Source organism: Serratia sp. B501, from assembly GCF_051172315.1.
In the GTDB taxonomy this organism is placed as follows: Bacteria; Pseudomonadota; Gammaproteobacteria; order Enterobacterales; family Enterobacteriaceae; genus Serratia; species Serratia ureilytica.
The window spans coordinates 1,197,176-1,210,339 of the sequence record NZ_JBPIZB010000001.1; the positions used below are offsets into that span (position 1 = coordinate 1,197,176).

9 protein-coding genes are annotated in these 13,164 nt (G+C 56.4%); 1 reads left to right on the forward strand and 8 read right to left on the reverse strand.

What is annotated here, in order from left to right; translation table 11 throughout:
- Nucleotides 1–81: 81 nt before the first annotated feature.
- From ACSBQV_RS05915 to ACSBQV_RS05950, 8 genes are all read right to left on the reverse strand, one after another.
- Nucleotides 82–930, reverse strand: a complete 849-nt coding sequence (locus ACSBQV_RS05915; protein ID WP_099785955.1) for an ATP-grasp fold amidoligase family protein — start codon at nt 928–930, stop codon at nt 82–84.
- The gene (locus ACSBQV_RS05920) at nt 920–2,209 is read right to left on the reverse strand and encodes a flippase (protein WP_099785957.1); all 1,290 of its coding nucleotides are present in this window, start codon (nt 2,207–2,209) and stop codon (nt 920–922) included. The genes ACSBQV_RS05915 and ACSBQV_RS05920 overlap by 11 nt, the downstream gene beginning before the upstream one ends.
- 4 nt (nt 2,210–2,213) lie before the next feature.
- Nucleotides 2,214–4,385: a polysaccharide biosynthesis tyrosine autokinase gene (locus ACSBQV_RS05925; RefSeq protein WP_099785959.1), complete on the reverse strand. Its 2,172-nt coding sequence runs from the start codon at nt 4,383–4,385 to the stop codon at nt 2,214–2,216.
- A 27-nt stretch (nt 4,386–4,412) separates the two neighbouring features.
- The gene (locus tag ACSBQV_RS05930) at nt 4,413–5,546 is read right to left on the reverse strand and encodes a polysaccharide export protein (protein WP_033650895.1); all 1,134 of its coding nucleotides are present in this window, start codon (nt 5,544–5,546) and stop codon (nt 4,413–4,415) included.
- Between the two features lie 45 nt (nt 5,547–5,591).
- Nucleotides 5,592–6,641, reverse strand: coding sequence for a UDP-N-acetylglucosamine--undecaprenyl-phosphate N-acetylglucosaminephosphotransferase (gene wecA, locus ACSBQV_RS05935; RefSeq protein WP_099785966.1), 1,050 nt, complete (start codon nt 6,639–6,641; stop codon nt 5,592–5,594).
- A 173-nt stretch (nt 6,642–6,814) separates the two neighbouring features.
- The gene (locus ACSBQV_RS05940) at nt 6,815–7,777 is read right to left on the reverse strand and encodes an NAD-dependent epimerase/dehydratase family protein (protein ID WP_033643442.1); all 963 of its coding nucleotides are present in this window, start codon (nt 7,775–7,777) and stop codon (nt 6,815–6,817) included.
- Nucleotides 7,778–7,955: 178 nt separating this feature from the next.
- A complete protein-coding gene (locus ACSBQV_RS05945; protein WP_033650894.1) occupies nt 7,956–8,855 on the reverse strand; it encodes a transcriptional regulator in 900 nt (299 codons plus the stop codon).
- A gap of 771 nt (nt 8,856–9,626) precedes the next feature.
- Nucleotides 9,627–11,021, reverse strand: coding sequence for a NarK family nitrate/nitrite MFS transporter (locus ACSBQV_RS05950; protein ID WP_099785968.1), 1,395 nt, complete (start codon nt 11,019–11,021; stop codon nt 9,627–9,629).
- Nucleotides 11,022–11,372: 351 nt separating this feature from the next.
- On the opposite strand from ACSBQV_RS05950, the gene narX reads away from it, so the two are divergent.
- A complete protein-coding gene (gene narX / locus ACSBQV_RS05955) occupies nt 11,373–13,157 on the forward strand; it encodes a nitrate/nitrite two-component system sensor histidine kinase NarX (RefSeq protein ID WP_099785970.1) in 1,785 nt (594 codons plus the stop codon).
- The last annotated feature ends 7 nt before the right edge of the window (nt 13,158–13,164 follow it).

Consider the following 13,164-nt stretch of genomic DNA (forward strand, 5'->3'; position numbering starts at 1 on the left):
AAAGTTTGTTATCGCAGCATATCCCTGCCCGGTTATCCCCCCGCCTCGGGTCGAGTACGCGCAGCCAACGGCCTGTTTCAGCTACGTATGAAAATACCCTCCCCATTCTTGTTCAATCGTTTCTGGCATCAGCCGTTGTAATCCGGCCCCCGGGGTGAAAGTCAGCTCGCCAAAATAAATGCGATCCTGCACCTGATAAAAATCGACGCGTACGTACGAGAATTGTTCCGCCACCTGGCGCGCCAGCCGCAGCATCTCCTTTAGCCCGCTGGGGCACGACATCGGCACGTCGCTGTTCGGCACGCCCATGCGGATCTCGGTGCGGTTCCAGTCCGCATCAAAGAAATCGCGGCGATGATCGATAAAGCGCTGATAATCGATCTGAATAAAGAAGCGCACCTCACCGTCAAGATTAAAACAGTGGATCTTGATGTCGTTCGGTATTTGCCCTTCGTCGATCAGCATTCTTTCCACCATGATGCAAGGTGGAATATCTTTATAATGCCGCTCGCGATAAACCTGATAAAAACTTTGCCGCAGCCAACTGTTGGTCAACACCCGCAGTTCGTTATAACCGGTTTGGCTTTTATCAAATACCAGCTTGTTATATCCGCTGCCATGGTTGGCTTTAATCACAAACGACTCGGGCAGCTGCTGATACATCTCTTCCGTAAATTCGTTGCCGTGCGCGTAAAGATCGATCAAATACTCTTTGCCCCATAGCTGTTCGATATACTCTCTCACCCGATATTTATCGGATAGCTGCGTATATATCGCCAGTGGATAAACTTTCCTACGCATCAGTTTTTCGCTGTACCCCACCGGATGAGCCAGATGCGGCACCTTGCGGAAAAACATTGCGTATTTTAACTGATGATATATTGCATCGGGCATACGTCGGTATAACCCTTTCACCAGATTATTTAACATATATTTCTCGTACCTTCCCTATTAATTGCGGAAAACACCGATAGCAAGTCACCTGCAAACGCGTAATTTTTCCTCCTCTGAAAAAGCTGTTGAGCACAAAGAATGAAATAAACTCCGTGATCAACGTCGATATCGCCGCGCCCATGATCCCGTAGCGCGGGATCAGGATGAAATTCATCACCACGTTGGCCAACGCCGCCAGCGGCATTTTGATGGCGATGAATCGATAGCCGCTGAACAGCACGATGGCGCGGTAAGACACCGTTCCCATCACCGAGAACAGCGACGTCACCGAGCACAGCGCCAGAATGGTCGCCGTTTGCCGGTAACTGTCGCCGAACATCAGCGCGACTATCTGCTGCGGAAACAGCGACAGCACCGCTATCACCGGCATCGAAAGCACCAGCACCATCAGATACAGCTGGCGAATGCGCGCCTCTTGTTCCTGCTCCGAACCGGCGTTCGCCACGCCTGGCATCATCGACATGATCAGCGCGATAGGCACGAATACCCACCCCTGGCTCAGCGTGATGGCGGCGCTGTAAAGCCCGACGCTGTGTTCTCCCAAATAGTTGCCCAGCATGATCTGATCGATGCGCGTATAAATGACGATCGACAGGCTGGAGATCGCCAGCGGCAAGCCGACGCTGAACAGGTAGCGGCCGTAGCGCCGTTTGTGTCTGCCGCTGATCGCCGGCATCTGCGCCTGCTCGCGACGGAACAGCACCCAGCGCACCGCATAAGGCAGCAGGCTGCTCAGCACATAGGGCAGCGCAAACCACACCAGCGGCAATTGCGCGTACACCAGGCCGAGCCGCATCACGATCGACAGCAACAGCGCGACGTTGTTGATCAATGTGTTCAACTTCGACTTCAGCAGCGCGTCGTAATAGATTTTGTAGACGTCCTGCACGGAGAAATACGCGCTGATCAACATCAGCAGCATCATGATTTGGTTGGTGCGATCCTGCGTCAACAGCGTCCAGGCCATCAGCGGCAGCGCGATCAGCGCAAACAGCTGGCGGCGGATGCGCATCGAAGCCAGCATCAGCCGCATGCCGCTCCGGCGCCGTTTGGCGACGCGGTTGAACAGCACCGCGTCCGCCCCCAGTTGCACCAGCGGCACGGCGATGGCGATCACCGACAGCAAGTAGTTAATCAAACCGTATTGCGCCGGCCCGAGATAGCGCGCGACGTACACCGAAACGAAAATCCCCGACAGACTCAGCGATACCCGCTCCAGCATTAACCACAAAGAGTTCATCAGCATCGCTTTCATGCGCTTACGGCACCTTTTCTTCCTGATGGCTCGGATAGGCGAAGGCGTAGTAACCCGCATCGGTGGCGGATTTTTTTACCATGCCGTTGAGGATCACGCCTTTGATCGCCACCCCATTCTGTTCGAAACGGCGCATGCTGGTTTCGATCTGCTTGACGGTGTTCACTTCAAAACGCACCACCAGCAGCGAGGTGCCGGCGTGATGACCGACGATCGCCGCATCCGTCACCGCCAGAATCGGCGGCGTATCGATCAGCACCAGATCGTAGTTTTGCCCGGCCCAGCGCAGGAAGTCGGCGAAGCGGCGATGCATCAGCAGTTCGGACGGATTCGGCGGCACCTGGCCGCGCGGCACGAAGTCCAGGTTGGCGATGGCGGTTTTTCGCACCGCCTGTTCCGCCATCACGTCGCCCACCAGCATGTCGGACAAACCGCGATGTCCATCCTCGGCCAGCCAGCGATGCAGAAAGCCTTTGCGCATATCCGCGTCGATCAGCAATACCCGCTGCCCGGCCTGCGCCACGACCACCGCCAGGTTGGTACTGGTGAAGCTCTTGCCGCTTTCCGGGCTGGCACCGGAGACCATCAGAATATTGTTTTTGGCTTCCAGCATGGCGAAATGCAGGCTGGTACGCAGGCTGCGGATTGCCTCCACCGACAGATCCGTCGGCTCGGCCACCGCCAGGATCGGCAGGCGCCGGCCGCCGGATTTGGGCAACAGATGACGCTGCTCGCGGTTGCGCTTCACCTGCCACGGCGACAGCGGCACGGTGGCGTAGACGTTGATGCCCCGCTTCTCCAGCGTATCGATATCATTGATGCCGCGGTGGAAGGCCGCGCGCAACAGCACCACCGCAGCGGCGCCCCCGGCGCCCAGCAGCAGCGCCAACAGCACGATCAGCATCTTTTGCGGCTGGATCGGCCGAATGGCGGTTTCCGCTTCATCGATAATGCGCACGTTGCCTACCGTGCCGGCCTTGCTGATGCTCAGCTCCTGCTGCTTGTTCATCAGCTGCATGTAAACCTGCTGATCCACCTGCACATCTCGGGTGAGACGCAGGATCTCCTGCTGCATTTTCGGCAGCGTCTGCACCTGTTTGCCCAGCCGCGCCTTTTCCGCTTCCAGCGTGGCGCGCTTTTCCAGCAGCGCCCGGTAAGCCGGGTGCGCGCGGGTATAGAGCTTGGAGATCTCCGCTTCCTTGAAGGTCAGTTCATTGAGCTGCGCTTCGAGCTGCACCTGCGTGTCCAACACCGATTTGGCTTCCAGCGACAGATCCACCGAGTCGTTTTGCTGACGGAACTGATTGAGCTGGGTTTCGGCGTTGTTGAGCGAGGTTTGCGTTTGCGGCAGTTGCTCTTGCAGGAACGCAAGCATTCGCTGCGCCTCTTCCGTTTTGCGATCCACGTTCTGCTGCAGGTAGTTGTCGGTGATGTTCTTCAGCACCGCCTCGGCGCGCTGCGGATCTTCGCTCGGCAGCGTAAAGGTCATGATGCCGCTGTCTTTACCGCCCGGCACTACGTCAAGATTTTTGCGCAGATCGTCCACCGCTTTCTGGCGCGCGACTTTGACCACCGTGAAGCTGGCGCCCGGCGCCGCGTCCAGCGCCGAGACGGCCATGTTCCATCCGCCCTGCGCCACCGGCTGCCCGACCGCGCCGCTGAACAGTTTGGCGCCGTCATGGCTCAGCTCGTAATGCTGCCCATCGCGCACCGTCAGCGTCAGCGCTTCGCCCTCCATTTCCGGCGGCGTCGTCAACGTGGCGATATCCAGCACCGGCACCTTTTCGCCGCTCAGTCGGGCAAAACCTTTACCGAATACCGGGAAATAGTCCGGCTCGACGCGCACCGTCAGGCCAAGGGCATCCACCGTTTTGCCGAGCACGTAGCGCGACTTGGCCAGCGTCACTTCATCCTGCGTCGCCGAATTCTGCCCCATCGAGCTGTCCAGCGTTTCGCGCAGCAGCGAGTCGCCGGACAGCTGTTTCTCCACCTGCACCACCGCCGTGGCCTGATACACCGGGGTCGCCAACAGGGCATAGGCGACGCCCAGCGCGCCGGCCACGCCGGTTACGACGGCGATCCGCCAGCGGTTATCCCAAAGCGGCCCTACCAGACGCTCCCACTCCAGCTTTTCATCTTGTTCGGCCACCATCACGGACAGCGCATTGTTCTTCATCTTCTGTTCCTTATTCATCCTGCGGATTTACCAGTTGCGCACGCGCAAGGTAGCCTCGCTGAGATCGTTAAAGCTGCTGATGGTCGGCACCAGCTGGCTGATCAAACGGTTCCAGCGCGCGACCGGCGCCGCAGTGACGTACACGACGTCGTAAGGTTGCAGCTGAAATTCAGCGCCCATCGCCAGCGCGCTGGCGTCGGAAAGATCGAACTGATACAGCGTCGCCAGCCGCTGCGGCGTTTTGCCGCCGCTCGGCCGGATCACGAATACCCCGGTCGCATCCGCGACCGTCTGGCTGATCCCTTCGGAAGAGCCGAGGGCCTCGGTCAACGTCATGCCGCTGCGATCCATCTTCAGCGTCGCTTGCTTGCCCACTTCGCCCATCACGAACACTTTCAGTTCGTCATTGCGCGGGACGTAAAGGATGTCACCCGGCTGCAGCAACGCGTTCTGACTGATGTCGCCGCGCTGCATCAGCGCCTGCAGCGAGATGGCCCGATCCTTGCCCTGATGGGTCAGCACCACGTTGCGCCAGTCGGCGTTCTCCGTCAGGCCGCCGGCGGCGTTGATCGCATCCAGGATGGTCAGCGGCACGTTAGTGATCGCCTGCTGGCCGGAGGTTTTCACCTCACCGGTCACATAAGCCTTCTGCGAACGGAAAGCGGCGATGCTGACATCCACCTGCGGGCTTTCCACATACTGCGCCAGACGGCCGGCGATCAGGCTGCGCACTTCGGTGACGGTTTTGCCCACCACCGCCACTCGCCCGATATAGGGATAAAAAATCGTGCCATCGGCATGGACCCAGTTACCGGTGTCGCTGGCGCTGCGGTACTGCCCGGCCGGCGTAGTCAGCTCAGGGTGATCCCAGACGGTGACGTTCAACACGTCGCCGACGCCGATACGGTATTGATAGTTCTGCAGCCGCTGATCCAGCGCCGGGTTCGGCCGGGCGACCGGTTCTACGCGCCGCATTTTCTGCAGCAACATCGGCGACATGCGGTAGACCTGCACCTGGTTATTCAAATCAAAACCGTCGTCTTGCTGCACGACGACGGCTTTTCCGCTGGTAGGTAAATGTGAGCCGGGAATCACCGTACACCCGCTCAACAGCGCGGAGGTAAAGGCCAACGGCATCAAAAGAGGCAAATGAAAATTCATGGAAGTACCGTGATAAACGGGCTGCCGCCGCAGCCCGTGAGGGGATTAACGGCCGACGGTCGGATTATCGCTGAACACCGTCGCCTGACGCGGCTCGCGCAACAGGGCGAAATAGCCGCAAAAACAGAGCAGAAACGCCACCAGCATCAAACTCTCTTGCAGTTTCAGCACTTCGCTGCAGATGCCGATGCAGGCCAGCGTCACCGCCAGCATGGTGCTCATCGCCAGCGCCTGGCGCGCATTCAGTCCGCGACGCATCAGAATATGGTGCAAATGATCGCGCCCCGCTTTGAATGGGCTTTGGCGGCGCAGCAGGCGGCGCACCATCACCGACACCATGTCCATCAGAGGAATGGCGATCAGCCACAGCGCGGTCACCGGGCGCATCACCGCCTGCGGTCCCTGGGTCGCCAGCAACACCAGCCACAGCACGCTGAAGCCAATCACCATGCTGCCGGCATCCCCCATAAAGATCTTGCTACGGGCACCGAACAGACTCAGGTTGAACAGCAGATAAGCCGCCAGAGCGGCGATCAGGCCCAGACACCACAGCGCCAGGTCTTCCCGGCCGCCCAGCCCGAACACGATGGCCAGCGCGACGAAGGTGACGCAGGACAAAGCGCCCAACTGCCCATCGATGCCATCCACCATGTTGTAGGCATTGATCGCTCCCCATACCGCCAGCGGCGTGAGCAGCAACGCGCCATAGCCGAGCATCACTTCCTGATGCCCCCAGACATAACCCAGCGAGGAGAGTTGCATCCCTGCCGCCAGCATCATCGCCAGCGCGATCCCTCCCTGCACCATGACGCGCGGCGCCACGGGCAGATCAAAGCGGTCATCCAGCACGCCCAACACCACCAGCGCCGTTATGCACAGCAGGTAGATCGTGCTTTCGGGCAGCCAGGCGGGTTGCCACAGCGTCATCAGCATCAGCGTCAGGTACACGGCGATGCCGCCGACCAGCGGAATGTGCCCCAGATGTTGCTTGCGCGCATTGGGCTTATCCACTAACCCCACCACCAAGGCGGCGCGGCGGGCAATAAGCACCCACGCCACCGCCAGCACAAATATCACGCTCAGTTGATATAACATCGTTCCTCCTGCGAATAAGCACGCTACCGCCCTTGAGTTACAGCTCCCAATGCGCTATTAACAAAAACAAAATTGATCCGGCCAGGATATAAGTCAGCATGCGCTAATCCTGAAAATGCAGATTTATCCGCTTGTCAGCGAAAATATCGAAATAACGTCAGCGTGCGATTAAGTTATCTATCAGAAAACTCATGTTTAATGGTTCTTTCGATTGCCGAATCAAGTTCGACCGGCGCCACGAAATTATTCTGCACATTGCTTTTAAATTGCGTTCTGGCGCAGAATTTCTGCACTCTGACGCGACTGATTGGAAATTTCTTTCGACTTATTTTACTCACGACATCCAATGCGGTTGCGCCGCATATTCCCAAGGCGTAAGGAATGCGAATCGTCTTATTTTCTCTGCCCAATGAAGAGGAAATAACGTCGACCAGCTGATTCATCGTAAAGTCCGGTTTATCGACATAGTTGCTGACCTGATAACTGGACTGCTGATCCAACGCATGCTCCAACCGTGCAGCAATATTCTCGACGTAAGCCATCGACTTCATATTATTGCCGCTGCCAATCATCACGAAGCGGCCGCTGGCGATCTGGCGGAACAGGTTATACACGTTGCCGCGGTTGCCTTCGCCGAACACCACCGTCGGACGGATGATGGTCAATTTATTTGCGGCGTCTGCCTTGCGCCAGGCCTCATAAACATATTCCGCCTCGAGCTTGGACTTGCCGTAATGGTTGAAAGGTTCGAAACGCCCTTCTTCGCCGGTTTCCTGCTTGACGAACCCGTAAACGGCGACCGAGGAGGTGAAAATGATTTGGCGGATATTCAATGCAGAGGCGGTCATGCAGACATGACGTGCGCCTTCGACATTGACCTGATAATAGAGCGAAATGGGATCGACATTGTCCTGATGCTCCGCCGCCAGATTAATGATGGCGTCACAGCCCGCCAGCGGTTCTTGCAAAGTCTGAGGTTGAGTCACATCGCCATACTGATAAAGGGATGGAAAATGTGCACTGGGTTGCTTATCGACGATGACCAATGTCAGATCATCGCGCTTACTGAGACGTTTCGCCAGGCGTGTTCCGATAAAACCGGAACCCCCGATAATAGCTACTTTACGCTTATCCATAATTTGTCACTCAGCAGGTTCTCATTATTCCCGTCACCCGATTGGGACAGGCGCTAATACGCGTTAGGCAATGAGTTCCAGACTGGACAAATCGAACCTGGCTTTCAAATAACAAATAATGAAATAAAAGATTTCATCAAATGTAAAATTATCGCTATAGATAAAACCTCATTCAGCGCTAATTTTTAACATCGTAAGCAACTTGATATTGCAAGGTTTTATTCGGCAATATGAGATTAATCCGACCTTTACCGGTGGAGGAAGAGGTCTCATATTTTACCGGCAATTTCAGCTGGCCTTGTTTAGGATCGACACATTCGATGGTGGCCTGATCCATGTTCTCTCCCTGGTACAGACAGAACAGCGTTTGCGGGCTGTTGGTATGGGGATTATTCAGCGTCAGCGTCAACACCACGCGCGTGTTGTTCTGAATATCATTGATCACCGGCGGACGGGTTTGGTTGCCCAGGACATATGAAAAATGTGAAATAACCAGTAACGAGGCGAACACCGTCAGGTATTTCACCACGCGACTGGCAGGCACGCTGAAAAAACGGCGCACGGATAGCGACTTCTTTTCATGCGCCGGATCTTGAGAGGAATCCATCGCCGCAACAGGCGCAGAAACGAGGGTCGATTTACGCGGCTTAACTATTTTCTCGTCGTTGGCTACAGGCGATTCATTTTCACTTTCAGAAAGTTCCGCTTGAATATCAACGTCAATATCATCGTTACCGTTTAATATATCATCATCGGCGTAGTCTTCATCTTCAGATATAAAGTGAAAAGCCGCTTGATTTTCCACCTTGTAACCCAAGCGTGGAATGGTTCTGATAAGCGTGTGTTCCGAATCGCTAATTTTCTGACGGATGGATTTAATTGTTTGATTTATCGTTGAATCTGAACAATAGGTTCCTTTCCAGATATTTTCTATAATTTCCGTTCGGGTAACCAGCTCGGGGGATCTGGCGACAAGCAGCGAAAGAATTTGATACTCCTTCCAACGCAGACGGAATTTCTCCCCGGCAGGAGTCAGAACATCGAGATTCCTAATCTTTATTCTTTTATCAAGATTCACTTTTAATTTCCTTAGCGTGCCTGTCCTGCACACTTTGTATAGAAATATCAAAAAATGTTCAAGAAATTAAATGTAAACTCAACAGGTTGCACTCATCGGATATTGGCTTTTATAAAAATTTTCTGATTTCATTTTTTACATTAAGCCTGATTCAGGATTTTCCGTTTATCCAGACGACTCTATTTCCCTGTTGGTAACATGGATTTCTTTCCTGGCTACCGTAAAATTCAAACCAGCACCTCTTTGATTTAGAAAGAAAAAACTAACGGCGTTGCTTAATTGTTAATCGAATGAAATTGTGAAATTTCATTCTACGCCCTGAATTCATTCTGTTTTTCCACCTAATCTGAACGTCAGATAGACTACAAAAAGACGGAAAAAACAGAATGAGAGTTATCTGATTTAACTCCGGCGTTCATTCCATCCAACGGGCGCAGCATCTAAGACAAAACCCTATTGCTGATTTTATAATACGCACATCAATTAGGTATTCTCCTAAGCAATTTCATTTAAACGCAGGAAAAAGCATTAATTGTTTAATAGTAAGAACACGCTCAACAAAACGAAAAAACCGCGTGAATAATATAAACCTTTTGTGAGAAAGGATTCATACATTGAGAGATATAACTATAAAAAAAGAAAAAAACGGCAAGCGGGGGTGAGAATTTTACCTAAAGGCAGAAAATTTCACTGAGGAGGAGAAGAGAGAAGTTTCGGTATGAACGAAATATCCCTCCCCTGTCGGGAGGGATAGAGAAAGTCGTTTGACACTCAGCCTTTTTTCTTGCGGCCATACACCGCCCAGGTGATCACGACGCACAAAATGTAAAACACCAGGAACACTTTCATCGCGCCCGCGGGTGAACCGGTCAGCGCCAGTGAGGTGCCAAAGGCCTGCGGAATGAAGAAGCCGCCGGCGGCGCCAATCGCCGAGATAAAGCCCAACGCGGCGGCGGAATCGGTTACCGCCTCACGCTGCGCGCTTTCATCGCTGCCGCCGGCCGCTTTAACGCGATCGACGGTGATTTTGCGGAAAATAACGGCGATCATTTGGAAAGTCGATCCGCTGCCCAGCCCCGCAGTGAGGAACAGCACCATAAAGATACCGTAGAAGGCGATGAACGACCCGCCCTCGCCCGCACTCGGCAAGGTGAGGAACAACAGCGCGGCAAAAACGGCCATGACCACAAAGTTGATCAACGTCACCCGCACACCGCCGAAACGGTCAGACAACGCGCCGCCGACCGGCCGCGCCAGCGCCCCCAGGAACGGCCCGAAAAACGCGTAATGCAAGATCACCACGTCGGGGAACTGCGTCTTCGACAGCATGGCGAAGCCGGCGGAGAAACCGATGAAAGAGCCAAAGGTCGCGAGATACAGCAGACTCAGCATCCACAGATGCCCACGCTTGAGCACCGGCAGTTGCTGACGCAGCGATGCCTTGGCCGCCGCCAGATCGTTCATGCCGAACCAGGCCGCCAACGTGCCGACCAGCAGGAACGGCACCCAGATCCAGGCGGCGTTTTCCAGCCACAGCTGGCCCCCCTCCACCTGGTTTTGCGCCGTGCCGCCAAACAGGCCGAACAGGCTGAAGGAAATCGCCAGCGGCGCGACCAGCTGCATGACGCTGACGCCCAGATTGCCCAACCCGCCGTTGAGCCCCAACGCCCCGCCCTGACGCGCTTTCGGGAAGAAGAAGCTGATGTTGGCCATGCTGGAGGCAAAGTTGGCGCCGGCGAAACCGCACAGCAGGGAAATAATGACGAACACGCTGTACGGCGTACTGCTGTCCTGCACCGCAAACCCGAGCCACAGGCAGGGCACCAGCAGGAAGCAGGTGCTGATGGCGGTCCAGCGACGGCCGCCAAACAACGGGATCACGAAGGAATACGGTACGCGCAAAATGGCGCCCGAGACCGACGGCAGCGCCGTCAGGAGAAACAGCTGGTCGGTGGTAAAATTGAAGCCGACCTTGTTCAGGTTGACCGCGACGGCGCTGAACAGCATCCAGACGCAGAAGGCCAGCAGCAGACAGGGAATGGAAATCCACAGGTTGCGGGTGGCGATGCGCTGGCCACGCTGCTGCCAAAAAGCGCTGTCTTCAGGGCGCCAGTCCTGAATCAGCGCACCGGTTTTCTTTGATGAAGGCGTTGCAAGTTGCGACATAAAAACCTCAGACACGGGGGATCATTCCGCACACCCTAGGGGGCGGCCCCGGCGGCAAAGTTGATGTATATCAACCCGCATGCAAGTAGTTGGCGGCGGAAATAGCGCCTTCATCCCCTTAGGGGTACGCCCTAACAAAAAATTAAATCCATTTAAATCAATAAACTAATCACTATCACTTTCGTTTTCTTGCCGTCTCGACGCGCCCCTGGAAACTAATGGGTACTTCATTCGAGGTATGGGGTTATGCGCAGGGATAATCAAAAATACGGCTGAATCGTGACTTGTTTAGCCCCATCGCCGCCTTCGCCCCTGAGCTTCAGCGGCGCCAAACGCCAGGAATCCGCACTTATGAAACGCCTGTTGGCCCCGCTTTCGATCGTGAATCAGGTCGCCCTGCTGATGTTGCTGTCGGGCATGCTGGGCGTGGCCGGCATGGGGATTTCCGCCTGGATGTCGCAAAGCATTCAGGGCAACGCGCACGCCATCAACAAGGCCGGCTCGCTGCGCATGCAAAGCTACCGGCTGCTGGCGCAGGTGCCGCTGGATGAACGGCACGAAGCGCTGATCCGGGAACTGGAGCGCGACGAAAACAGCCCCGACCTGCAGCGTTCGGTGGAGCAGGAAGGGTTGACGCAGCCTTTCAACGCCCTGCGCGACTATTGGCAACAGACGCTGCAACCTCGCCTGCGCAGCGCGCAGCAGCCGGCCGACGCCGCGCCCCAGGTCGCGCACTTCGTGCGGTTGTTGGATAAGCTGGTGTCGGATATCGACAGGCAAACCGAACGCCGCCTGCTGATGGTGACGCTGGTGCAGGCCGACTTTATTGCGCTGACGCTGCTGCTGTTGATCGGCACCACCTGCTACCTGCGGCGCCGGTTGCTGCATCCCTGGCGGCAACTGGTGGAGATGGCCCTGGCGGTAGGCCGCGGTGATTTTAGCCGCCGCTTTGCGCAGCGCGGCCATCAGGATGAAATGGCGTCGCTCGGCGGCGCGTTGAACACCATGTCCGACGAGCTGTCGGCCACCTACAGCGGGCTGGAGCAGCGCGTGGCCGAGAAGACCGCCGACCTGCAGCAGAAAAATCAGGTGCTGAGCTTCCTCTATCGCGCCAGCCGCCAGCTGCACGCCAGCGAGCCGCTGTGCAGTCGCCTGACGCCGCTGCTCAACCAATTGCAAACCCTGACGCCGCTGCGCGCCATTCAGGTGCGGCTGTATGAAAACGACAGCCGGGAACCGCTGCTGCAGCTGAGCGGCAACCAACCGCTAAGGCCGGAGCATTGCCATAACCCGGTGTGCAGCGCCTGCCTGAACGACAGCGACCGCCAGTATCCCAACAATCCGTCGCTGAGCTGGAGCCTGAGCGACAAGCTCGGCGACTACGGCGTGATCGTGGCGCAACATGCGCCGCAGCAACCGCTGAACGATGAACATCGCCAACTGATCAATACCCTGGTGGAACAGCTGACCAGCGTGCTGGCCATCGAACGTCAGGTCGACCACCAGCAGCAGCTGATGCTGATGGAGGAACGGGCGGCGATCGCCCGCGAGCTGCACGACTCCATCGCCCAATCGCTCTCCTGCCTGAAAATGCAGATCGCCTGCCTGCAGATGCAGGGGGAAACGCTCTCTGCCGCCAGCCAGGCGCTGGTGCAACAGATGCGTGAAGAGCTGAACGGCGCCTATCGCCAACTGCGCGAACTGCTGACCACCTTCCGTCTGCAGTTGACCGAACCGGGTCTGCTGGCGGCGCTGCAATCGACGGTCGCGGAGTTCAACCCCAAACTGGGCCTGACCATCAGCCTCGATTATCAGCTGGGGCCGCGCACGGTACCGGCCTATCAGGCCATACACCTGCTGCAGATCGCCCGCGAGGCGCTCAGCAACATCCTTAAGCATGCCGCCGCCAGCGAGGTAAGCATTCAGGTCATCAATAAACGCGGCGAAGTGACCCTGAGCGTATGCGACAACGGACGCGGCCTGCCGGCCGAGACCTCTCGCCCCGACCATTACGGCTTGATCATCATGCGCGATCGCGCCAAGAGCCTGCACGGCCGCTGCGACATTTTACCGCGCAGCGGCGGCGGCACCGAGGTGCGGGTCAGCTTCACGCCGGATAACCACGCCATCGACTAACGGAGAC

What these genes read in the sequence shown, in the direction of transcription:
- ACSBQV_RS05940 (WP_033643442.1), bottom strand. Translation starts at nt 7,777, where the DNA reads ATGGATAAGCGTAAAGTAGCTATTATCGGGGGTTCCGGTTTTATCGGA.
- wecA (WP_099785966.1), bottom strand. Translation starts at nt 6,641, where the DNA reads ATGTTATATCAACTGAGCGTGATATTTGTGCTGGCGGTGGCGTGGGTG.
- ACSBQV_RS05950 (WP_099785968.1), bottom strand. Translation starts at nt 11,021, where the DNA reads ATGTCGCAACTTGCAACGCCTTCATCAAAGAAAACCGGTGCGCTGATT.
- ACSBQV_RS05930 (WP_033650895.1), bottom strand. Translation starts at nt 5,546, where the DNA reads ATGAATTTTCATTTGCCTCTTTTGATGCCGTTGGCCTTTACCTCCGCG.
- ACSBQV_RS05915 (WP_099785955.1), bottom strand. Translation starts at nt 930, where the DNA reads ATGTTAAATAATCTGGTGAAAGGGTTATACCGACGTATGCCCGATGCA.
- ACSBQV_RS05925 (WP_099785959.1), bottom strand. Translation starts at nt 4,385, where the DNA reads ATGAAGAACAATGCGCTGTCCGTGATGGTGGCCGAACAAGATGAAAAG.
- narX (WP_099785970.1), top strand. Translation starts at nt 11,373, where the DNA reads ATGAAACGCCTGTTGGCCCCGCTTTCGATCGTGAATCAGGTCGCCCTG.
- ACSBQV_RS05920 (WP_099785957.1), bottom strand. Translation starts at nt 2,209, where the DNA reads ATGAAAGCGATGCTGATGAACTCTTTGTGGTTAATGCTGGAGCGGGTA.